Source organism: Pseudaminobacter soli (ex Li et al. 2025), from assembly GCF_029892515.1.
Classification (GTDB): Bacteria; Pseudomonadota; Alphaproteobacteria; order Rhizobiales; family Rhizobiaceae; genus Pseudaminobacter; species Pseudaminobacter soli_A.
In genome coordinates this window covers 311,265-333,666 of record NZ_JARXVF010000006.1, presented here as the reverse complement: position 1 = coordinate 333,666, position 22,402 = coordinate 311,265, and the positions used below count along the sequence as shown (strand labels likewise).

Sequence of the window (22,402 nt, the reverse complement as noted above, 5' to 3'; positions counted from 1 at the left end):
GGCGCAGCCCGGCCGTCAGGCGCTCTGGCCGTTTCCTTCCACGCAGAAGATGCCGTAAAGCGCCTCGATCAACCGGGCGGCCTTCTCCGCCGTCAGCCTGTAGAAGATCTGCTTGCCCTCGCGGCGCGTTTCGACGATCCCGGCCTGCCGCAACACGGTCAGCTGCTGCGACAGCGTTGGCTGGTGGATGCCAAGCTTGTCTTCGAGCTCTCCCACCGAATATTCGCCATCGACCAGAGCGCAGGCGAGCAAGAGGCGCGCCGGATGGGCGAGGGTTTTGAGCAGCAGAGCGACCTCGTCGGCCCGCGCGCCCATATCGATCGGGTTCGCTCCGTCAAGGCGGGGCTTGTCCAATACGTTTACCACACCGCACCCTCCAGCGCGTCGAGCGGGAATTTCAGGTAGCGGCGGCCGTTGGCCTCAGGCTCCGGCAGCCGGCCGGCCTGAACATTGACCTGCAGCGCATGCAGTATGAGCTTGGGCATCGGCAGCGTGCGATCGCGCGCCTCGCGCAGCTTCACGAAAGAGACTTCGTCCTGTCCGGCAATGTGCGGATTGGAGCGCTTCTGCTCGGCAACCGTGCTTTCCCAGCGCGGGGCCCGGCCGTTCGGCTGGTAGTCGTGGCCGGTGAACAGACGCGTCTCGTCGGGCAAGGCGAGAATACCCTGGATCGACCGCCAGAGCGCCTGTGCGCTGCCACCTGGGAAATCCGCCCGCGCCGTGCCGCTGTCCGGCATGAACATGGTGTCATGGATGAAGGCGGCGTCGCCGATAACGTAAGTGACGGATGCCAGCGTATGCCCCGGCGAGAACAGCACATGCGCATCGATATTGCCGAGCCTGAAGCGCTCGCCATGCGCGAACAGCCGGTCCCATTGCGAACCGTCGGTCTTGAGCTCGGGCCAGTTGTAGATGCCCTTCCAAAGCTTCTGCACGTCGACCACATGCTCACCGATCGCTGTCGGTGCGCCAGTTTTCTGCTTGAGATACTGGGCCGCCGAAAAATGGTCGGCATGCGGGTGGGTATCGAGAATCCACTCCACAGTCAGCCCCTGCTCGGCGATGTAGGCAAGGATGGCGTCGGCGCTCGTCGTCGCCGTGGAACCTGATTTCTCGTCGAAATCGAGCACCGGATCGATGATAGCGCACATCTTGGTCTCCGGATCGGAGACGACATACTGCACGCTGAAGGTGCGCGGCTCGAAGAAGGCCTTCACCTGCGGCTTGCGCCCGGCGTTCCGCACGAGCCAGTTAGCAGCCATGGAGAGATCCAAGCCATGCTGCTTGCCGAAGGCAAGCACGTCGTCGGCCTTCATGCGGCCGTCGAGCACTTCGCCGAGTGCATAGAGCGCCAGCGCGCGCGCGCCGCTTTTGCAATGGGCGATCACCGGCCCATTTGCGTTGACGACAGCAGACTGGAAGGCGCGGATATCAGCCTCGGTGATCGTCGCACCGGTAACAGGAATGTAGCGGTAGCCAAGGCCGGCGTCGCATGCCACCTGCCTCTCAGCTACGATCCCGGGCTGGGCCGCGTCTTCCTGGTCAGGCCGGGCGTTGACGAGCGCCGAAAAGCCCGCGCGCGCCAGGTCCGAGATATCGGAGAGCTGCGGCTGCGCGGAGACCGAAAGCCGATCGGTGATCTTGACCGTTTGCATGGGTACCTGCCTCTGCTGAAACAATTTACAATATCATATAATGTATATTGTCAGGATGGCAAGCTTGATTTGCAAGCTATCGGACCCCGCCGATCTTCAGGCTACCCTCGGCGAGGACCAGGTAACGGCCTGCGGTTTCGAACCATGAAGCACCACCTGGCCGCGACCGTCGCGCTTTCCTGAATACATAGCGCTGTCGGCCGCCTTAAGAAGATCGGACGCCGATTGCATCTCATCCGTGCAGATCGCGACGCCGATAGTAGCGCTCACCGCAAGCTGCTTGTCCTCAAAGGGAATCGTCCTCTCGATCGCTTCAAGCAAGGTCGAGGCCAGCCTCATCGCATGCTGCACGCCATGGGCAGTCCTGGCGCACACGGAGAACTCGTCGCCGCCCAGTCTCGCAATGCACACCGCATCCTCGGCATGCTTCGTCAGACGCGCCGCCACTTCGCGAAGGACGGCATCGCCGGCGGCGTGGCCGTGCGTATCGTTCACCGGCTTGAAGCCATCCAGGTCGATGAACAGCACCACGGCCTGCGCGCCATACTTCGCGCGCTCGGAAAGCGCATCGGCCACCAGTTCCTCGAACCGAAGCCGATTGGCGAGGCCCGTCAAAAGATCCGTTCGCTCGACGGCTCGGGCGCGAAACTCGGCGGCGTTGCGCATGGTGCGCTCACGCGCGTGTTCCAGCACGCGCCGGAGCGAGAGGACCATGAAGCCGAACATCATGACCGAGCTGACGGTGAGAAGCCGCAACAGGTCGCCCCGCTCCCTCTCGGGCGAGGCGTCTCTGGAGTCCGTATAGACGTCGAATTCGAAGGCGAGGTAGCCGCCAAACAGCAGGACGGTGGCGACCAGGCTCCAATATCCCCGAAGAAGCTGCATCAGTCTCATTTGTGCGAAAACCAAGCCCTGAAATGATGCCGGACACAGCCCTTCGCTTCCGCAAAGGCCGGCTCAACCAATAACAATGTTAATAGAACAATGCCCCAGAATATAGGGGCATCGGCGCCGAACTCTCACCCGGAAAGGCTTGAGGCTCGCATCCATATCGATCATATGGGATTGCTTTATTAGAAAGTTGTTAACGTGCTATCCACGAATATGGGCCCGCTGTCCCAGGCCGATATCGCTGAAACCGAGGGTGCCACGATCGTATAGGATATCGCTATAGCGAGCCCTGATCCGACCCTCCCCCTGGACGCCTAAGCGCCCTCGCAACAAAATTCCGACTGCACGCATGAAGGTCGGGAACCTATTGCATCCAGCCGCGTCAACCAGCCATTCTCGGCATCGTATCGAGCGACGCCGCCAAGGCTGCAAGGGAGGTTGCAATGGCTTCGCAGGAAAATCAGGATTCCGACCCTGACCTGGTTACCGGGGTGCCGGCTTCGGAATTCGACAAGACCGCGCTGCTCAAGGGCCATGTCGGCGACGAGCCCGTGGTTCTTGCGCGCGTTGGCGACGAAATTCTGGCGGTAAGCGGGGCATGCACTCACTACAGCGGACCTTTAGGCGACGGCATTGTCGAGGGTGATACAATTCACTGCCCATGGCACCACGCCCGCTTCAGCCTGCGCACGGGCGAAGCGCTCGCCGCACCAGCCTTTTCCCCGCTGGGGCGCTGGAAGGTAGAGCAGCGCGACGGAAGAGTCTTCGTAACGGACAAGCTCAAGGCTGAGCCGCAGCCGGCCCGTGACGCGCGCAATGATCCGAAGCGGATCGTGATTTTAGGTGGAGGCGCGGCCGGATTTGCGGCGGCCGAAATGCTGCGCCGCCGGGGCTATGTGGGGCAACTGACAATGCTAAGCGCCGATGAGGACACGCCCTACGATCGGCCCAACCTCTCCAAGGACTATCTCGCCGGAACGGCCGAGGAATCCTGGATTCCGCTCCGTTCGGAAAAATACTACGCCCGCAACAATATCGATCTGCAGTTGCGCACGAACGTCGATCGCATTGATCGCGATGCCGGCACGGTGGTCACTGCGAACGGACAAGCAATCCCCTTCGATCGGCTTCTTCTGGCAACCGGGGCGGAGCCCGTGCGCCTGCCATTGCCCGGTGCCGAGCAGCCAAATGTCTTCGTGCTGCGCTCGCTGGCCGACAGCCGCGCGATCATCTCGGCCACGCAGAACGCCAAGTCGGTGACAGTCATTGGTGCGAGCTTCATCGGGTTGGAAGTCGCCGCCGCCCTGCGCACCCGCGGCCTTCAAGTGCACGTGGTCGCGCCCGAAACCTACCCGCTCGAAAAAGTTCTCGGTAAGGAGTTCGGCGCCTTCATCCGCTCGGTGCACGAGGGACACGGCGTTCATTTCCACCTTGGCACGACGCCGTCGCGCATCGACGATCGCACTGTGCAACTGAGCGACGGCAAATCGATCGATGGCGATCTCGTGGTCCTCGGCGTCGGTGTGAAACCGCGCATTGCGCTTGCCACAAAGGCCGGTATCGTAACCGACAAGGGCATATTGGTAGACGAATTCCTGGAAACCAGCGTGCCGGGCATCTTCGCCGCCGGCGACATCGCCGAGTGGCAGGATAGGGCCCACAACGAGAGGCGCCGGGTCGAGCACTGGGTTGTCGCCGAGCGCCAAGGCCAGGTCGCCGCCGAAAACATGCTCGGCATGCGCCGACCCTTCATGAGCGTGCCGTTCTTCTGGAGTGCGCATTACGACGTGACCATCCGGTACATCGGCTATGCCAGTTCGTGGGATGCGATCGAGATCGACGGAAGCATCGAAAAACAGGACTGCATCGTCGCCTACAAGAAAGGAGGACGAACGGTCGCCGCCGCTTCCATTAACCGCGATATCGGGCTGTTGGAATGCGAGGTCGCCATGGGGAGGCCTACGGAGCACAAGGCAGCGTAACACCTTGAATCTACGCAAAATCTTTCCCCGGATTTCGGTTTCTGCAGCGGCTCTTCTGCGCTAGGAAAATGGGATGGCCCGTGCGCGCCGGATGCGTCTGCCGCAGGAGAATTGGACGACAATGCAAGAAATCCATATCGATTACCTGAATGCGCTCGATATCGAGGCGCTTGCCATGACCGATGCGGAAATCATTGCCGCTGTCGAGGCGGGACTGGTTGCCCAGGGCGATGGCAAGACGGTGGTCGAGCCGCGCGTGCACCTCGAGCCGAACCCGGAATTCCGGGGCCATTTCAATGTACTTCGTGGCTATGTCGCGCCGCTGGATGCGGCGGGCGTGAAGATCGTCGGTGATTATGTCGACAACTACCTGCGCGGCCTGCCCTCCGAGTTCGGCATCCTCAATTTGTTCGATCCGCGCACCGGCATGCCACGCGCCATCCTCGACGCCACGGTCATCACCGACATGCGTACCGGCGCGCTGACGGCAATCGGCGCCAAGCATCTCGCCCGCAAGAAGCCGCGCGTACTCGGCCATATCGGCGCGCGCGGCACGGCCTATTGGAACGTGCGGCTGCTCGACCACCTCTACGATTTCGAGGAAATCCGTGTGCATTCGCGCCGGCCCGAAAGTCGCGACAGTTTTGCGGCAAAACTCTCGGCTGATCTCGGCAAGCCGGTGAAGGCGGTCGAGGACTGGAAGAGTTGCGTCGTTGGTGCCGACATTGTGGTCGAGGCCTCGCGCCTTCCAGAACCCCAGCCGCTGCTCAAGACCGAATGGATCAAGCCAGGCGCGCTGGTGGTCCCCTACGGCACGATGAGCGCGGTGGAGCTTTCGCTGACCGACATCATGAACAAGATCGTGGTGGACGACTGGGGCCAGTGCAAGGGCGGCAAGTTCGGCTCGCTGCGCGCTCATGTCGAAATCGGCCGGCTGACCGAGCAGACGCTCCACGCAGAGCTTGGCGAGATCGCCGCTGGCCGCAAGGTCGGGCGCGAGAGCGAGGACGAAACCATCCTGTTCTGGCATCGAGGCTTGTCGCTGTCGGACATCGCGCTCGGCGTTGCGATGCTGAAGAAGGCGCAGGCTAACGGCATCGGCCAGCGGCTGAGGTTCGCGTGAGCGCCCTGGTGCTGAACGGCGGTGGCATCCGCATCGAGGATGTAGTCGCCGTCGCGCGCGAGGGGCGCAGGGTCGAGATCGCACCTGAGGTTATTGAGCGGCTAGCCAGGGCCCGCTCCGTGCTCGATCGCGCCGCCGGCGCCGGCCAGAAGATATATGGCCTCAACACCGGTCTCGGCGCCAATCTCGGCACCTCGGTGGCGGGCGATGCCAGCGCCTTCCAGCGGCAACTGCTGGAAGGGCGAAGCGGTGCGGTCGGCGAGCCGCTACCGACCGACGCCGTGCGCGCGGCGATGTTCGCCCGCGCCGCAATGCTCAGCGTCGGCGGCTCGGGCATCTCGCCCGAAATCCTGGTCGCGCTCGTCGCGGCGCTCAATGCCGGCGTCCATCCGGTGATGCCTTCGCTCGGCTCCATCGGCGCCGGCGATCTGGTGCTGATGTCGGCGCTCGGGCGCTTGCTGATCGGCGCCGGCGAGGCGACCTATGGGAACAGGACGATGCCCGCTTCCGAGGCGCTGTCGCTGGCCGGGCTAAAACCTGTGCTCCTCGCGCCGAAGGACGGGCTGTCACTCATCAACGCCTCGGCCGTATCGGCGGGGCAGGGCGCGCTTGCGGTTGCGGATGCGGCGGCGGCGCTCGCGCAACAGGAGCAGGCCGGCGCGCTAACCATGGAAGGCATCGGCGCCAACCGCACTATTCTCGACCCGCGCCTGCAGGCGGCAAGGCCGGGCGCAGGACAGGCGGAAGCCGCAAGCCGGCTTCGCGCCCTGCTGGCCGATGATCGCGAGATTGCCCCAACCACGTTACAGGACCCGCTCTCCATCCGCTGCATGGCCTCGATCCACGGCGCGCTGATCGCGGCGATTGACGGCGCGCGGCGGGCCGTAGAGATAGAACTCAACGGCGCTGCCGACAATCCGCTCGTGCTGGCCGACGACGGCATCGTCATGTCGACCGGCAATTTCCATACGCCGGCGCTGGCGCTTGCCTTCGAAGCGTTCGGGTTGGCAATCGCGCAGACGGCCGCGGCGAGCGCCGCCCGCTTCATCCAGCTCACCGGCTCGGGCCGCAACGACCTACCGAAATATCTGTCGCCCGTCGGTGGCGCCTCAGCGGGTTTCGTGCCCCTGCAGAAGACGATGGCGGCGATCGTTGCCGCCATCCGCCACAAGGCAAACCCGGTGATGCTCGACTTCTTGCCCGTCTCAGAGGGCGTCGAGGACCATGCCACCCAGACGCCGCTTGCCGTCTCCAAAACCGTCGAGATGATCGCGCTGTGGCGCCGGCTGGTCGCCTTCGAACTGATGGCGGCGGCGCAGGCCGTGGATTTGCGCAAAGGCTCAAGGCTCGCGCCGGGCACGGCCCGCGTGCACGCCGCCGTGCGGTCGCTGGTGCGGCCGCTTCAGCAGGATCGGCCGCACGGGGCCGATGCCGAAGCTCTCTATGCCGCGCTTTCCAGCGGGAAGTGGCAGGCATAGCGCCTGCCGTTCTCCGCCTCGGTCAGCAGCGGCTCCTCCACCCGGCAGCGCGCTTGCACATTGGGGCAACGGGTGTGGAAGCGACAGCCCGCCGGCGGTTTCGACGGGCTCGGGATTTCGCCCGCCAGCACGATCTTCTTACGCTTGTGTTCCGGATCGATGACCGGATTGGCCGACAGCAGCGCGCGCGTATAAGGATGTCTTGGCGTGCGAAACACTGCGCGTGTCGGCCCCTCCTCCACCACCTTGCCTAGATACATGATCGCGACGCGGTCGGTAACACGGCCGATGACGTTGAGGTTGTGGCTGACGATCAGGATACCGAGCGAGAAGCGCAGCTGCAGATCGGACAGCAGGTTAAGCAATTCACCCTGAACGGAAACGTCCAACCCTGCAGTTGGCTCGTCGGCGATCAGGAATGATGGATCAATGACCAGCGCGCGCGCAATCGCGACGCGCCGCGCCTGTCCGCCGCTGACCTGATGCGGGAACTTGTCGAGCTGCGCTTGCGACAGCCCGAGGCGGGACATGAGATCGAGAACTGCCGGCCAGCGCTCCTTGGCATTTAGGCCATGAATGGCCAGCGGCTCGGCCAGGAGCTTGCGGATAGTGAAGCGCGGCGACAGCGACGACAGCGGATCCTGGAAGATCATCTGGACGCGCCGTCTCAGCCACAGCCGGTCGGTGCGCGTCAGCCCGGTCAGGTCACGGCCTTCCACGACTACACGTCCCGACTCCGGCCGGTTCAGCCCCACCAGCGCCTTGGCGAGTGTCGTCTTGCCGCTGCCGCTTTCGCCCACCAGCCCGAGCGTTTCGCCCACGGCAAGCTTCAGGCTGATGCCTGCAACCGCCTGCACGCCGCCCGCGAAGGTCACGCTGATATTTTCGACGTCGATCATGTTGGAGTCAGCCATCGTCACACCAGCCAGCACGCGGCATTGTGGCCCGCCGCAACTTCGCGCAGCGCCGGTTCCTGCGAACATTTTTCAAAGCGTGCCGGGCAGCGGTCGGCGAATATGCAGCCCGAAGGCACGTCGACTAGATCGGGAAGCGCGCCCTTGATCGTCACCAGCCGTTCGCCCGGCTCGCTGTCGGGGTCGATCTCGCAGGCCAGCAGAGCTTGCGTGTAGGGGTGGCTCGGGCGCGCGAACAGGCTGCGTGTTGGCCCACTCTCCACCACCTTGCCGGCATACATCACCGCCACCTCGTCGCAGAGTTCCGAGATGAGGCCGAGGCTGTGCGAGACGAAGATGATCGAGCCACTGAACTCGGCCTGGATGTCCTTGATGAGGTCGACGATCTGGGCCTCGATGGTCACGTCGAGCGCGGTGGTCGGCTCGTCGGCAATCAGCACGTCCGGCTCGCATAGAAGTGCCATAGCAATCATCACACGCTGGCGCATGCCGCCCGAGAGCTGGTGCGGATAGGCGGCAAGTCGGGCGCCGGGATCCGAAATGCCGACGCGCGTCAGCATCGCCGCGGCGCGCTTGAGCAATTCCTTGCGGCCGAGGTCGGGATGGCGGTTGCGCTGAGCGTCGACCAACTGTGTGCCGACGGTGAACACCGGGTTCAGCGCGGTCATCGGGTCCTGGAAGATCATGGCGATGCGCCGGCCGCGCAGATGTTCCAGTTGCTCGGGCTTGAGCCCCAGAAGGTCCTTGCCATCCAGTTCGATACTGCCGGTCACCTTTGAGGTGTTCTCGGGTAACAGGCCCAGCAGGGCCAGCGCGAGCGTGGACTTGCCGCTGCCGCTTTCACCAACGAGCCCGACAATGCGCCGGCGCCCGACCGAAAGGTTCACGTCGCGCAATGCATGCACCGCGCCCCTGCCCGTCGCGAAGTCGATCGACAGGTTGTTGATATCGACGAGGGATTCTCGGGTCATGGTTCCCGCCTCAGTTTCGGGTCGATGGCATCGCGCAGGGCCTCGCCGAATAAAGTGAAACCGAGCGTTGCCAGCGTGAGCATTCCGCCTGCGACCAGCACCGGCCAGACCGACTGGCCAATATAGGTGAAGCCGTCGAACAGCATCGAACCCCAGCTTGCCAAGGGCGGGCGGATGCCGACGCCGAGGAAGCTCAGGCCCGCCTCAAGCGTGATGACGACCGGAATGTTCATGCTGGCCAGCACCACGATGGGGCCGACGATATTGGGCAGCACGTGGAAGAGCATGATGCGGCCGCCCGAAGCGCCGAGCGCGCGCTCGGCTTCGAGGAACGGCTGCTCCTTGATGGTCAGCGTTTGCGCCCGCGCAATGCGGCCGAACCTCGGCACGAAGACGATGGTGACGAGGATGATGATGTTCTGCAGGCCGGGCCCCAGCACAGCGACCAGCGCGAGTGCAAGGATCAGGCTCGGATAGGCGCTGATGATGTCGAAGACCGCCAGGATGATCCGCTCGATCGGCGCCGGGGCATAGGCTGCAGCAATGCCGAGCAGGATTCCGATCAGCAGCGCGATGGCTGTGACCGCGAGCGCGACGCCGACTGCGACACGCGTTCCGTAGAGCCCGCGCGAAAAGAGATCGCGGCCGAGCTGGTCGGTGCCCAGCCAATGCGTGGCCGAAGGCGGCGACAGCCGCGCGGCGACGTCGATCTGGTTGGGCATGTGCGTGGCAAGCAGTGGCGCAGCCAGCCCGCCGATGATGACGAGAAGCGTTGCAATGAGCCCGATGCGGCCGCTCGGGCTTCTCCAGATCCGGCGCAGGATATCCATCAGGCACCGCCTCCGCTGCGCGCGCGCCCAAGGGTTTCGCGCACGCGCGGGTCGAGCCAGGCATAGGCGAAATCGACCAGGAGATTGGTCACGACGAAGATCGCGACGATGATCAGGATGCAGCCCTGTACCACGGGATAGTTGCGCACGCGGATCGCATCGAACACCAACGAGCCAAGGCCCGGCCGATTGAAGATGACCTCCACAAACACCGCCCCGCCCATCAGCTCGCCGATGCCCACGCCAAGGATAGCGACAGTCGGAATGCAGGCGAGCTTCAGCGCATATTTCATGACGACGCGCCGTTCGGGCTGCCCATAGGCGCGCGCGGTGCGGATAAAAGGTTCACTCAGCACCTCGAGCAGCGAGGAACGAACCAGCCGGGCTATGTAGCCGACCCAACCTACCGCAAGCGCAACCATGGGCAGGATGAGATGGTGCAACTGGTCGAGGAAATGGCCGGGCTCGCCAGCTCCGAGCACCGGGAACCAACCGAGCCGCACAGAAAAGAAGTAGAGCAGCAGGATCGCCACGACATAGCTGGGCGTTGCCACCAGGCTCACGCTGAACACCGCCAGCACCTGGTCGAGCAGGCTGCCCGGCCGTACCGCGGCGTAGCAGCCAATCGGAATGCCGAGCAAAACGGCAAGCCCGATGGCCGATAGGGCAAGCACTATGGTGTTGGGCAAGGCCGCCATCACCATGTCGGTCACCGAGCGGCCGCTGATCACGTCGGTGCCCAGGTCGCCCTGAAGCGCGTGCCTGAAGAAGACAAACACGCGTTCATAAAGGGGCAGGTTGAGCCCCATCTGCTGGCGAAAAGTCTCCACCAGCTCAGGCGTTGCCCGCGCCCCCAAGAGGATGCGCGCCGGGTCGCCCGGCACGATCAGGGTCAGCGAGCACAAGAGCGCGATGCTGCCGACCAGAACCAGCACGGCGGTCGCCAGCCGGCTCGCACCATAGCGCGCAAGGCTGCCCTTGCTCCAAAACCCGTTCATGCCACTCCCGCCCAGAAACCCGCGTCAATGACAAGCGCCCGGCTCGTCGCCGGGCGCTTGTCAGTTTTGTCTCGTGTCGCCTGTCGATCAAGCCTTCTTGAACGACGCGTACTGCCACTGGTTGCCGTTGGGCAGGATGCCCGGCAGCAGCCCGTCCTTGAACGCAAAGGTGTAGGCGTTGTGCGTGATCCACCAGAAGGCGGCCGACTCGTCCATCAGCTTCTGAGCGTCGATATAAATCTGCTCGCGCTTCTTCGGATCGGGTTCGATCAGCCCCTGCCTGTGCAGAGCATCGAAATCCTTGTTGCTCCAGCGCTGCCAGTTCCAGGTGCCGATCTGGTCGGAAGTAAACCACTGCGTCTGGAAGCCGGGATCGAACTTTCCGCGATACTCGACCAGCACGAGTTCGAGATTCTTGCTGGCGTCGTTCTCGCCATAGGCCCAGTAGGCACCCGGATCGAGCGCTTCGATCTGCACGTCGATGCCGATCTCGGCGAGGTTGGCTTGCACCACCGCAGCCGTCGCTTGCGTCACTGCCTTGTTGAGTACTGTCAGCCTGGTGGAAAAGCCACCGCCGAGGCCTGCCTCTTCGAGCAGCGCCCTGGCGCCGTCGAGGTCGCGCTCGTAGCGTGGCGCATCCTGCCAATGGCCCAGCAGGCCCGGTGCCTCGAGCGCAAAGGCCTGGTCGACCGCCCCGTTATAGGCGGCGGCTATGATGGCAGGCACGTCAATGGCCTTGCGGATCGCCTGGCGCACGCGCACGTCGTCGAAAGGCTTCTTCTCGATGTTGGGCCCGATCCAGACATAGTCGATCGCCGAGAGCTTCTCGACCTTGAGCCCCTTGCTAGCCTCGACGTCCTTGGCGACTGCCGGGTCGATGCGGGAGAAATCGATCTCGCCGGCCTGCAACGCAAGTTGCGCGGTCTTGTCATCGGTAATCGGCTTGCCCACGATCTCGCTGAACGCAGGCTTCTCGCCGATATAGTCTGGGTTGGCGACGAGGGTGAAGTGGTCGCGGGGCACCCACTCTTTTAGGATATAGGGGCCGGAGCCGATCGCAGTGGTCTTGAACTTGTCGCCCAGCGCCTCGAAGGCCTTCTTGGAGATGATGACGCCCGAGCCGTCGGCCAGCGCGATCAGCCACACTGCCGGCGAAGGCGCCTTGAGGTGGATCTTTCCGGTGAGCGGCCCGGTCACCTCGACCGAATCCAGCGCTGCCCAGTCGTCGGCATAGGTGACCTTGGAGCCGTCCGCTGCGGGCTTGAAGCGCTCGAAGGAGAATTTTACGTCCTCGGCGGTGAGGTCTCCATAGCCGCCCGTAAACTTCAGGCCTTCCTTCAGCCTGAACTCGATCAGCGTGTCGCTGACCTGCTTGATCTCGGCGGCAGCGTCGTTCTCCCACTCGGTCGTGCCGGGCTTGAACTTCACCAGCCCCTGCCCGACGGCAAGGATGACATTGACGTCAATGGGACCGGCGCGGTTGGCCGGGTCGAGGTTCTGCAGGTCCTCGTCAACCCGCACGACGATCTTGCCATCGGTGGCGTAGGCAACATTTGCCCAGGGCTGGCCAAGGACAGTGACGCCTGCTGCGGCAGCGCCTGCCAGGAACCCCCGGCGTGTAAGCTCGTAACTCATCAGACACCTCTCCATAATGCTCTGCCGGCGCACCGGACTGGTCATTGCTTCGTCGAGGGCAAGCTAGAAAAGAGCCGCTTCCATAACAAGAAACAGCGAAAGGCGAGCCATGTCCAGTTGGGGCATGAAATTCCTGCAGGCGACCCAATAGGGAAAGGTCTTTCCTAAGTGCCGCTGACAGCGCCCGCCATGCTTGTATTTCGTCTCATATCCGGCATGGTCCGCACGGTTCTTTCGGGGAGACGGCCATGGATATCAGAACGGTCACTGAACTTCCGCGTCGCGTAAGAACTATCACGACCGAATGGATCACGCTGTCCGACGGCACGCGCCTTGCCGCCACGATCTGGCTGCCAGAAGACGCCAGGGAAAACCCGGTGCCGGCGATCCTCGAGTTCCTGCCCTATCGCCGCCGCGACGGGACCGTACTGCGCGACCGGCAGATGCACGCCTATTTCGCCGGCCACGGCTATGCCGGGGTGCGCGTCGACATGCGCGGCTCAGGCGATTCCGATGGGTCGCTCGAGGACGAATATCTGCCGCAGGAACAGCTTGATGCCGTCGAGGTCATCGCCTGGCTGGCGGCCCAGCCCTGGTGCTCGGGATCGGTCGGCATGATGGGCATCTCCTGGGGCGGCTTCAACTCGTTGCAGGTGGCGAGCCATCGGCCGCCCGCGCTCAAAGCCATCATCACCGCCTGCTCGACGGACGACCGCTACGCCGACGACTGCCATTTCATGGGTGGCTGCCTGCTCAACAATTCCATCGCCTGGGCGTCCACAATGTTCGCCTTCGGCGCCCAGCCGCCGGACCCAGAGGTGGTGGGCGTGCGCTGGCGCGACATGTGGCTGGAGCGCCTCGAAAACAACCCGCTGATGGCCGCGACCTGGATCGAACACCAACATCGCGACGACTACTGGAAACAAGGCTCCGTCTGCGAGGATTATTCGTCCATCACGGCGGCCGTCTATGCGGTCGGCGGCTGGGCCGACGGCTATTCCAACGCCATTCCGCGCATGCTGGCTGGCCTGCCCGGCCCGAAGAAAGGACTGATCGGCCCGTGGGCGCATGCTTACCCCCACGCAGCCTATCCGGGCCCGCGCATCGGCTTCCTGCAGGAGGCGCTACGCTGGTGGGATCATTGGCTGAAGGGCATCGAGACCGGCATCATGGAAGAGCCGATGCTGCGCGCCTGGATGCAGGAAAGCGTGCGGCCGGCAACCACCTATCCCGAGCGGCCCGGCCGCTGGGTGGCCGAAAGCGCCTGGCCGGTCAAGGACCGCAAGCCGTCGATCCTGCATCTTTCCGGCAGCGGCCTTTCGCGTGAGCAACGGCCGGACACCAAGATCATCGTCGCCTCCAGCCTGTCGACCGGTGTCACCTTCGGAGAGTGGTGCCCCTATGGGTTGGTCGGCGAGCTTCCTTCGGATCAGCGGCCGGACGACGGGCGTTCGGTTTGCTTCGACACCGCACCCCTGCCCGAACGGATCGAGATATTCGGCGCGCCGGTGGTGACGCTCGACCTTTCCTCCGACAAGCCGGTGGCCATGATCGCCGCGCGCCTCGAGGGCGTTGCGCCCGACGGCTCCTCGACGCATGTCTCCTACGGCGTTATGAACCTGACGCACCGCGACAGCCACGAGCACCCCGAACCTCTGGAGCCGGGCAAGACCTATCGCGTAAAAGTCGTGCTGAACGACATCGCGCAGGCCTTCCCCGCCGGCCATCGCATCCGGCTGGCGCTGGCGACCTCGCATTGGCCGATCGCCTGGCCGTCGCCGGAACCCGCCACGCTGACGGTATCGACCGGCGAGAGCGCATTAGCGCTTCCGGTCAGGACGCCCACCGCCCTCGATGAAGACCTGCCCCCCTTCGCGGCGCCGGAACAGGCCGAAGCCGAGCCGCATGTCATCACCAAGCTTGCCGGACGCAACCGCACCATCGCGGAAGACCCGATGACCGACGAGACGGTCGTGACTGTGCATCGCGAGCGCAGTTCCTACCATTTGCCGGCGATCGACCTCGCCTTCGAGGCACAGGCCGAGGAGCACTACCGCATTCGCGAGGGCGACCCTTCCGCCACCAGCGCCGATGCGAAGGCGGTCTGGCGGCTTTCGCGCGGAGAATGGCGCGTGCGCACCGAGACCTATACCCAAGTGAGCTGTACGCCGCAGACATTCGAGATCACCGCCACCATGGATGCTTTCGAAGGCGACGTGCGGATCGCAAGTCGAAACTGGAAACGAAGTATTCCCCGTCTGCTTGTCTGAAGCATGAATTTTAGCCGGCTTTCAGGGCGTCCGCCTCGGCTGTCTGAGGGTGCTGCGGCATGAGTGGGAAGGTATTTTCGACATGGCCAGTGCATCATTTTCCCACCGGCAATGCACCTATTCCCTGGGGTCAAAAGTCCGTCAGCTTGCGTAAGGCAGACGCCTCTGCTCCTGCTCCTTTGTCCTCGTTTTGCCAGCCGTTTTGCCCGACCTGACCGATAGTTGCGACTTAGCTAAAATAGGTTTCCGTAGCGTCCTCATTCGCTATCTCTTCGCCAAAGGAAGTGTACCCGCTCCAGCTCGCTGGAGCGGGCTTTTTTTGCTTTGGATGGAAGGCCGGTCCAAGATTTCTACGCCGGCACCGCCTCCATCACTGTTGAGGAGGGAGCCTTTCCCTTGTGTCCACTGGGCAGGTGGCGGCGGGCCAGTAGCATGCCGTGTGCCACGTGTCGCGGTTCTCGCTCAAATCCGTCATTCGAGCGGCAGTTCGCCCGCGTCGCACAGCCTGGCGTTTCGGCGAGCCGAGACTTGGCCGCCAAAAGCGTCTTTCCCCCAATTGACTCGGCCACCTTCCATCGCTATCAAAGTTGTACACCTAACCCTACAACTTTGGGGGACATCGCCGATGGCTTTAGAAGCGGCTTCAGGTCCGCACCGCGTCGAAGTGGAGGCTCTTCGGCAGCGAAGCTATAAAATCGTCCGCCTAAAACATCCCGGCCGCTGGCTCGCCGGCGCGGTGGTTCTGGCCGCGCTCGCATTGCTCGTGCAGGCCTTCGCGCATGGACAAATCCAGTGGAACGTCGTCGGCGAGTTCCTGACCGCCGGCGTTATTATCCGCGGTTTCGGCATCACCTTGCTGATCTCCGCGCTGGCGATGATGCTCGGCATCAGCCTCGGCACCATCTTTGCGATCATGCGCCTGTCGGCCAACCCGGTGACCCGTTTCGTCGCCTGGCTCTATGTCTGGATCTTCCGCGGCACGCCGGTGCTGCTCCAGCTCCTCATATGGTTCAACATTGCGCTGGTCTTCCCGCGCATCATCATCCCTGGCATCTTCGAAGGCCGGACCGTCGACATCGTCACGCCTTTCGTTGCCGCCCTGCTCGGTCTGGGCATCAATGAAGGCGCCTATATGACGGAAGTCGTGCGCGGCGGTATCAACTCGGTCGACCATGGCCAGACCGAGGCCGCCAACACGCTCGGCATGTCGCGCTTCCAGACGCTGCGGCGTATCATCCTGCCCCAGGCCATGCGGCTGATCGTACCCGTCCTGGGCAACTCGGCCATCGGCATGCTGAAGTTCTCGTCGCTTGCCGCCGCGATCTCCTGCACCGAAATGCTGAACGCCGCGCAGCAGGTCTATTTCGTCAACGGCGCGGTGATCGAGCTGCTGTTCGTCTGCGCCGTCTGGTATCTGGCGGCCACCACGGTCCTCAGCATTGTCCAGTACTTCATTGAAAAGCGCTACGGCAAAGGCGCCTCCCAGAACCGCTCGCGGTCGTACTTCAAGCTGCCTTTCGGCCTTGGCTCCGCCGGCACGCCCGCACTGGAGAAGGCGCAATGACCGCCACTATCGTCAAAGCAATCAACATCCATAAGAAGTTCGCCGGCCGCGAGGTTTTGCGCGGCGTGGATCTCGAGGTGCACAATGGCGAAGTGCTGTGCATCCTCGGCCCTTCCGGCAGTGGCAAGAGCACGCTGCTGCGTTGCCTCAACCATCTCGAAACGCTCGATGACGGCGTCGTCTGGATCGACGGCCAGATCATCGGCTACGAGATGCGCAACGACGTTTTGAAGGAGCTTCCTGCCCGCAAGGTGCGTCGGCAGCAGCGCGAGATCGGGATGGTGTTCCAGCACTTTAACCTGTTCCCGCACATGACAGCGCTGGAAAACATCATCGAAGGACCGGTCACCGTCCGCAAGGAGCCGCGCGCCTCCGCAATCGCGCGTGCCGAGAAGCTGCTGGCCTCGGTTGGGCTTGCCGAACGCCGTGATGCCTATCCGGCACAGCTTTCAGGCGGCCAGAAGCAGCGTGTGGCAATTGCCCGCGCGCTCGCCATGAATCCCAAGGTGATGCTGTTCGACGAACCGACCTCCGCGCTCGACCCCGAACTGGTGGGCGAGGTGTTGGACGTGATGCGCGAACTGGCCGCCTCCGGCACGACCATGATCGTCGTCACCCATGAAATCGGATTTGCCCGCGAGGTGGCCGACCGGGTCGCCGTCATGGTCGACGGGGAAATCCGCGAAATGGGGCCGCCTGCCGAAGTGCTGGCGAACCCGACCGATGCCCGTGTGCGCAGCTTCCTGGCACGCGTGCTGGCCTAATGCTGACCAACGCTCAATGAACATGAAAGAGGAGCATGTCATGAAATCCAACGAAACGTCCCGCCGCGCGGGCTTGTCATTTGCCCGCCTGGCGGCGGCGACGGCGCTTGCGATCGGCGTTGCCGGTAGCTTCTCGGCAGCTTCGGCAGCCGAGTCCGGCAAGTCCAACGAGCAGCTGCGCGAAATGCTGCCGGCCAATGTGCGCGATGCCGGCACGATGAAAGTCGCCATCAGCCTCGCCTATCCGCCGATGGAATATTCGGATGCCGGCTCCACTGACCTCAAGGGTGCGGACATCGACCTTGCCAAGGAAGTGGCTAATCGCCTCGGTCTCAAGATCGATTTCCAGAACGTTGATTTCTCGCAGCTCATCACCTCGGTGACCACTGGCCGCTCGGACATGATCTGGACCGCCTTCTCAGATCTGACCAAGCGCCAGGGACAGCTCGACTTCATCGACTATTTCAAGACCGGTAACCGGATCTTCGCGCCGGTCGCTTACCAGGACAGCATCAAGTCCGTCCAAGACCTGTGCGGCAAGACTGTCTCGGTCGCCACCGGCACGAGCTGGGTCGGCTTCATGGAGGAACTGAGCAAGCAGACCTGCGACGCCTCCAAGCAGATGAACCTCCTGCAGATCGGCACGCTGGGCGAACAGCTCATGCAGCTCAAGCAGGATCGCGCGCAGGCGGTAATGATGGGCTTCGAAGGCGTGCTCGACCTGCAGAAGCAGCAGCCCGACAAATTCTACACCTTCGGCGACCTCTACGATCCGGGCAACTACGGCATCGGCTTCGCCAAGGAATCGACCCAGCTGCGCGAAGCCGTCCTGGCGACGCTTGAAGCCATGAAGGCCGATGGCGCATATGAGGAAATCCTCGACCGCTATGGCCTGAAGGAAGCAGCCGTGGATTCCTTCACTGTCAACGCAGGGAAGTAATCCCAAAAGGGGGAACTTCATTCGATGACTAACGAATTTGCTCTCAATCCGCACGAGCCGACACCGCTCTACGCGCAGCTCTACAGGATGCTGCGCGTGCGTATCCTCGACGGCGAGTATGCGGAGGGTGAAGCAATTCCATCGGAAACGGTGCTGCGGGACGTGCATGGCATTACGCGCAGCACGGTCCGCAATGCCGTGGCGCTGCTGGCCAAGGAAGGCCTTGTCCAGCAGATCCGCGGCAAGGGCACGATAGTCACCTATACCCCCATCAACCACAGCATCTGGAACTTCGGTGGCTTCACCGATTTTTCCCGCGCCCGCGGCCAGCGGCCAGTTACTTCGCTTCTGTCGCGGTCCATCGAAGACGGTCCGCAAGGAAAGATCCTGAAGCTGGTACGTGCGCGTGGCGTGGCCACCGAAGAAACCCAGACCTTCCTCAACCTCGATACCTCCTGGCTCGATCTGCGACGGTTTCAGGGGTTGGACAAATTCGATTTCGAACAGCAGTCGCTCTACCAGGTCATGCGCGAGCACTATGGCGTAGTGCCCACACGCTCGGAGCTCACGCTCTCCATTGCCCCGCATTCCGATCTCACGCGGCAGGTGTTCGGCCCCTCTCCCGAGGTGCCCGGCTTCATCTGTGCGAGCGGCGATGTCTACGACAGCACCGATCAGCTCGTGGAACGCACCTCTGTAATTTACTCGCCGACACTCGAAATGAAGGTCGGCACTTCGTGGAACGGCGTGCAGCCGCGCGCGCCGCAACACCCAGCCTCCGACTAGCTTTTTTCGCCGGCCCTCCCACCGGCATGTACCAGCAGATAGGACAGTCACTTGAATAACCGTTTCAGCGAGATCTTCGTCACTCCCAAGCCGATCCTGGGCATGCTGCATTTGACGGGCACGTCCGCTGAGGAACGGCTGGAAATCGCTCGCAAGGAGACCGAGACGCTGATCGCAAACGGTGTCGACGCAGTGATCGTTGAGAACTATTTCGGCGACAAGGACGACGTCCGCAACATGCTCGAATGGCTGGAGACGCGCAATCCCGACGTGCTCGTGGGCCTTAACGTGCTGCGCGACCACCATCTGGCCTTCGAACTGGCGAAACAGTTCAGGGTCGACTTCATCCAGATGGATTCGGTCGCCGGCCACCTGCCGCCGGAGGAGGACAAGGACTTTGCGGACGAGCTTGCCGAACTGCGCAACGGAGTGTCGTCGGCCCTGCTTGGTGGCGTGCGCTTCAAGTACCAGCCGGTCAAGTCCGGTCGCTCGGAACCCGAGGACCTGATCATCGGCAAGGCGCGCTGCGACGCCATCGTGGTGACCAGCGACGCCACTGGCCAGGTGACCGATCTCGACAAGGTGCGCCGTTTCCGCGCCACGACCGGCACCGACTTTCCACTTCTCATAGGCGCCGGCCTGACCGCCGCCAATGCCCGTGAGCAGCTTCTGGAAGTCGAGGGCGCGATCGTCGGCAGCTACTTCAAGGACACCTATGCCGACACCGGCATCGTTGACGGCGCGCACGTCGCCGAGCTTCTGGAAGTGGTCAAGAGCCTGCGCGCCGAAAGCGCGCCAAGCGCAATGCGCGTGGGAGCCTGAGCAATGCAGATCGAAGCTATCAATGTGCTCGAAGGCGACTTTTCGCCTTACGGTCGCGTCTATGACATGAAGTCGTCTCAACCCTCGACGGATGCGGCCACCCGCACCATCCATTCCGAGGGGCCGGGCTGGGCCGACACCTATACCGCCAACCCGCTCATCAGCTCAAACGGCAGCCTCGGCTTCACGCTGGGCACCGCCTGTCCTTTCAACTCTGCCAAGATGGAGCGGCACCTGCTGACCGAGGAAGCGCTGTTCTGCGCGGCTGACCCGATCGTTCTGGCGGTGGCAGCACCGACAGAAGAAGAATACCCGAGCGCCGAGAACATCCGCGCCTTCGTCATCGAGCCGGGCACCGTCGTCGTGCTCAACAAGGGCACCTGGCACGACGCCTGCCACGGCGTGGCGCGCGAGGCCCGCTACTACTGGATGGCGACTTGCGGCCTTGGCGCCTCTCCCTGGGTCGACGTGAAGGGCGGCCCTGTGCTGGTGACCGCTCCGGAGCCGACGCATGGCTGACCTGCAGGAGACTGCGTTCTTCATCGGCGATGTCGCGCTCGACGACTACTACACGGCCGAGCGCTGGCCCGGCCTCGCCGACAAGGCCGATATCCGCGAGAACAAGAGCTATGTCGGCGGCATGATTGCCAATGCCGCGAGCGTGCATGCCGGGCTGGGCGGGCGCACCGAGTTCATCTCGCTGCTCAATCACAGCGATCTGTCGCGGCGGCTGTGCGACGAACTCAACCGGCTCGACGTTGCCACCACGCATATGCTGCACGATGCCGGGACGGCCAATTCGCACAACATGATCTTCCTCGTCGGCGGCGAGCATGTGGTGCTAATCGGCGAGACCGGCAATGCGCCCATGCAGCTCCCCGCATCCACGCTGGAAGCGTTGCGCAAGCCCGGCTATCTCTACACCACCATTTCCCGTTCCAAGCGCTTGCGCAGCGACGGTCTCGCTGGAGCAGAACTTCTGGCGGATCTGCGCGCGCATGGCCGCAAGCTGGTGTTCGACCTCGATGTCGATGGCTTTGTGCCGGCTGACGTCGAATATCTGTGCGGCGCCGATATCGTCATCATGAACGAAATCGGTTTTGGCCTCGCCTTCGGTACGACCGAGCTTGCTGCGATAAATGACTGGATGCGCGAGCATCAGGTCCGCATCGTCATCCGCACTCTCGCCGCCGCCGGCGCAGAAGCCTATGACGGCAGCGGCATTGTCAAAGTGGCTGGTTACGAGGTGGCAGTGGTCGACGTGACCGGAGCCGGCGACACGTTCGGCGGTGCCCTCGTCTACGCGATCGACCGCAGCCCCGATCTTGCATCGGCCCTGGAATTCGCCGTTGCGGCAGCGTCGCGGGCGGTCACGATCGAAGGTCCGCAAGGCGGCGTCGCAACGGTCGACACGATCGAACGGTTTGGTTCGGAGCATTCCGCAGCGCGCCGCGCCTGACAACTCCGTACGCTCCCACTTGCGCCTTGGTGTTGCGTCATCCATGCGTTGGGTCGCAACACCTCCCTCTCCTGCCCGCGAAAATGCCTAGACGATCCCCCAGGCGCGGAATCGTCCCCTCCCCGTCATCTCGCGCAGATCAAGCTCGCCGATGAGACCGAGCGCAGCGCGCTGGGTTACGCCGAGTTCCTTGGCCACCAGCCCGGTCGACACCATCGGCCGAGCCAACACGAGTTCGATCAGGGCAGGCAGGCTGGAATTGCTGCGCCGGTTCCTGAGACGGCGTTCCATCTGAACCCGCGCCATCGCCAGTCGATCGAGCTCCTTCAATCCGGCCTCGGCGGCAGCCGCCGCACCCTCGAGGAAAGCAGCAAGCCGCGTGTGCCGGTCGCGGGCGCGCCGCCTGTCGCGCGCTACCGTGCGCAGCCCCGTATTGAGCGCAAAGAGGTGAGAAGCAGTCTTGCCGTCGCGGCGCAGCGTGGACGCCGCAAGCAAATTGCCCAGCCAGGCTTGGCGCTGCAGCGGCTCGATCTGCTCCCATGCGTCCCAGGCGAGGGCCGCGGCCAGAAGCGGCGGCGCATCGCCATGAGGTTGCCCCCCCATTTCCAGCCATTGGGCAAGGCGCTGCTCCTCGTCCCAGTCCTCATCCATGACGAGCGCATTTCGTTCGGATCGAGCAGCGTTCGTCGCGGGCTGGCCGATACTTCCGACCGCGCCCTCATTCGATGGGGCGGGCTCGACATCCGCATCGTTCTTTGGCTGACGAGCAGCCGGCTTCCCGTCCAGCAGACGCTGCGAACGGGCCAGCACCGCATCGATCTCGGCAAGTTGCAGGGCTAGCTCGTCAACCGGCTCATCATCGTCAGGTGCATCATTCTCCCCCCCTGGCTGCGCATCGGCAGATCGCTCAACCGCCAATGCTTCTTGGTCTTGGCGGGTAGCACTTTCGCGCCCGACCAATGCCGATAGTCCAGCGCGTGACAGGGCCCAATCCGATGCCTGCGAAAAAATTCGACGGCGCGTGCGTAACACCGCATGCGCTCGCGTCAGCTCATGGGTCGGCGTACGCACATCCATCATGGCGTCGTGGAGCACCAGATCCTCGATATGGACCAGCTCGCCCTCGATCCACAGTGCCGCTACCGCGTCGTGGAAATGCGCGCGTTCGACAAAGCCGACAGCGGCCTGGCTCTTTCGCAGCCGTTCGTCGAGACGCGCCACGAAATCCTCGGCCCGCACGAGCAGCCCGATGAACTCGGATGGAGACGGCCCTGACCAATCATAAACCATTGCTTTTTATGTAAATGATTCGCGCAACGG

General features: G+C 63.4%; 20 protein-coding genes. 11 read left to right on the top strand and 9 right to left on the bottom strand.

Annotation, left to right across the window (positions count from 1 at the left end; genetic code table 11):
* Positions 1 to 15: 15 nt before the first annotated feature.
* The 3 genes from bigR to M2281_RS23030 form a co-directional block, all read right to left on the bottom strand.
* Positions 16 to 315 (bottom strand): sulfite-sensing transcriptional repressor BigR, encoded by a 300-nt coding sequence (gene bigR, locus M2281_RS23040; RefSeq protein ID WP_280823564.1) that lies wholly within the window; start codon positions 313 to 315, stop codon positions 16 to 18.
* 44 nt (positions 316 to 359) lie between these two features.
* Positions 360 to 1,655: a bifunctional sulfur transferase/dioxygenase Blh gene (gene blh, locus M2281_RS23035; protein ID WP_280823521.1), complete on the bottom strand. Its 1,296-nt coding sequence runs from the start codon at positions 1,653 to 1,655 to the stop codon at positions 360 to 362.
* Positions 1,656 to 1,751: 96 nt separating this feature from the next.
* Positions 1,752 to 2,540, bottom strand: coding sequence for a GGDEF domain-containing protein (locus M2281_RS23030; RefSeq protein ID WP_280823520.1), 789 nt, complete (start codon positions 2,538 to 2,540; stop codon positions 1,752 to 1,754).
* A 449-nt stretch (positions 2,541 to 2,989) separates the two neighbouring features.
* Here M2281_RS23030 and M2281_RS23025 point away from each other — a divergent pair, with 449 nt between their 5' ends.
* From M2281_RS23025 to M2281_RS23015, 3 genes are all read left to right on the top strand, one after another.
* Positions 2,990 to 4,528 carry an FAD-dependent oxidoreductase gene (locus M2281_RS23025; RefSeq protein WP_280823519.1) on the top strand — a complete coding sequence of 513 codons (1,539 nt, stop codon included), beginning with the start codon at positions 2,990 to 2,992 and terminating at the stop codon, positions 4,526 to 4,528.
* Positions 4,529 to 4,649: 121 nt separating this feature from the next.
* Positions 4,650 to 5,651, top strand: a complete 1,002-nt coding sequence (locus M2281_RS23020; RefSeq protein ID WP_280823518.1) for an ornithine cyclodeaminase family protein — start codon at positions 4,650 to 4,652, stop codon at positions 5,649 to 5,651.
* Positions 5,648 to 7,129 carry an HAL/PAL/TAL family ammonia-lyase gene (locus M2281_RS23015; protein WP_280823517.1) on the top strand — a complete coding sequence of 494 codons (1,482 nt, stop codon included), beginning with the start codon at positions 5,648 to 5,650 and terminating at the stop codon, positions 7,127 to 7,129. Before M2281_RS23020 ends, M2281_RS23015 begins: the two co-directional genes overlap by 4 nt.
* On the opposite strand, the gene M2281_RS23010 is transcribed toward M2281_RS23015, so the two are convergent.
* From M2281_RS23010 to M2281_RS22990, 5 genes are all read right to left on the bottom strand, one after another.
* Positions 7,093 to 8,043 carry an ABC transporter ATP-binding protein gene (locus M2281_RS23010; RefSeq protein ID WP_280823516.1) on the bottom strand — a complete coding sequence of 317 codons (951 nt, stop codon included), beginning with the start codon at positions 8,041 to 8,043 and terminating at the stop codon, positions 7,093 to 7,095. The genes M2281_RS23015 and M2281_RS23010 overlap by 37 nt on opposite strands.
* Before the next feature lie 2 nt (positions 8,044 to 8,045).
* Positions 8,046 to 9,014, bottom strand: a complete 969-nt coding sequence (locus M2281_RS23005) for an ABC transporter ATP-binding protein (RefSeq protein ID WP_280823515.1) — start codon at positions 9,012 to 9,014, stop codon at positions 8,046 to 8,048.
* Complete coding sequence (locus tag M2281_RS23000; RefSeq protein WP_280823514.1) at positions 9,011 to 9,844, bottom strand: ABC transporter permease; 834 nt, start codon at positions 9,842 to 9,844, stop codon at positions 9,011 to 9,013. Before M2281_RS23000 ends, M2281_RS23005 begins: the two co-directional genes overlap by 4 nt.
* Positions 9,844 to 10,842 carry an ABC transporter permease gene (locus M2281_RS22995; RefSeq protein WP_280823513.1) on the bottom strand — a complete coding sequence of 333 codons (999 nt, stop codon included), beginning with the start codon at positions 10,840 to 10,842 and terminating at the stop codon, positions 9,844 to 9,846. Before M2281_RS22995 ends, M2281_RS23000 begins: the two co-directional genes overlap by 1 nt.
* An 87-nt stretch (positions 10,843 to 10,929) precedes the next feature.
* Entirely contained in the window at positions 10,930 to 12,477 is a 1,548-nt protein-coding gene (locus M2281_RS22990; RefSeq protein WP_280823512.1) for an ABC transporter substrate-binding protein, read from the bottom strand.
* A 248-nt stretch (positions 12,478 to 12,725) separates the two neighbouring features.
* Here M2281_RS22990 and M2281_RS22985 point away from each other — a divergent pair, with 248 nt between their 5' ends.
* From M2281_RS22985 to M2281_RS22950, 8 genes are all read left to right on the top strand, one after another.
* Positions 12,726 to 14,747, top strand: coding sequence for a CocE/NonD family hydrolase (locus tag M2281_RS22985; RefSeq protein ID WP_280823511.1), 2,022 nt, complete (start codon positions 12,726 to 12,728; stop codon positions 14,745 to 14,747).
* 625 nt (positions 14,748 to 15,372) lie between these two features.
* Positions 15,373 to 16,311 (top strand): amino acid ABC transporter permease, encoded by a 939-nt coding sequence (locus M2281_RS22980; protein WP_280823510.1) that lies wholly within the window; start codon positions 15,373 to 15,375, stop codon positions 16,309 to 16,311.
* Positions 16,308 to 17,075: an amino acid ABC transporter ATP-binding protein gene (locus M2281_RS22975; protein WP_280823509.1), complete on the top strand. Its 768-nt coding sequence runs from the start codon at positions 16,308 to 16,310 to the stop codon at positions 17,073 to 17,075. Before M2281_RS22980 ends, M2281_RS22975 begins: the two co-directional genes overlap by 4 nt.
* Before the next feature lie 40 nt (positions 17,076 to 17,115).
* Positions 17,116 to 18,015: an ABC transporter substrate-binding protein gene (locus tag M2281_RS22970; RefSeq protein WP_280823508.1), complete on the top strand. Its 900-nt coding sequence runs from the start codon at positions 17,116 to 17,118 to the stop codon at positions 18,013 to 18,015.
* A gap of 24 nt (positions 18,016 to 18,039) precedes the next feature.
* On the top strand, positions 18,040 to 18,801 hold the full coding sequence (locus M2281_RS22965) for a GntR family transcriptional regulator (protein WP_280823507.1): 762 nt from the start codon (positions 18,040 to 18,042) through the stop codon (positions 18,799 to 18,801).
* 51 nt (positions 18,802 to 18,852) lie between these two features.
* Positions 18,853 to 19,623 (top strand): BtpA/SgcQ family protein, encoded by a 771-nt coding sequence (locus M2281_RS22960; protein ID WP_280823506.1) that lies wholly within the window; start codon positions 18,853 to 18,855, stop codon positions 19,621 to 19,623.
* Between the two features lie 3 nt (positions 19,624 to 19,626).
* A complete protein-coding gene (locus M2281_RS22955; protein ID WP_280823505.1) occupies positions 19,627 to 20,142 on the top strand; it encodes an ureidoglycolate lyase in 516 nt (171 codons plus the stop codon).
* Positions 20,135 to 21,082, top strand: coding sequence for a carbohydrate kinase family protein (locus M2281_RS22950; protein ID WP_280823504.1), 948 nt, complete (start codon positions 20,135 to 20,137; stop codon positions 21,080 to 21,082). The genes M2281_RS22955 and M2281_RS22950 overlap by 8 nt, the downstream gene beginning before the upstream one ends.
* Before the next feature lie 87 nt (positions 21,083 to 21,169).
* On the opposite strand, the gene M2281_RS22945 is transcribed toward M2281_RS22950, so the two are convergent.
* A complete protein-coding gene (locus M2281_RS22945) occupies positions 21,170 to 22,372 on the bottom strand; it encodes an RHE_PE00001 family protein (protein WP_280823503.1) in 1,203 nt (400 codons plus the stop codon).
* Positions 22,373 to 22,402 lie beyond the last annotated feature (30 nt).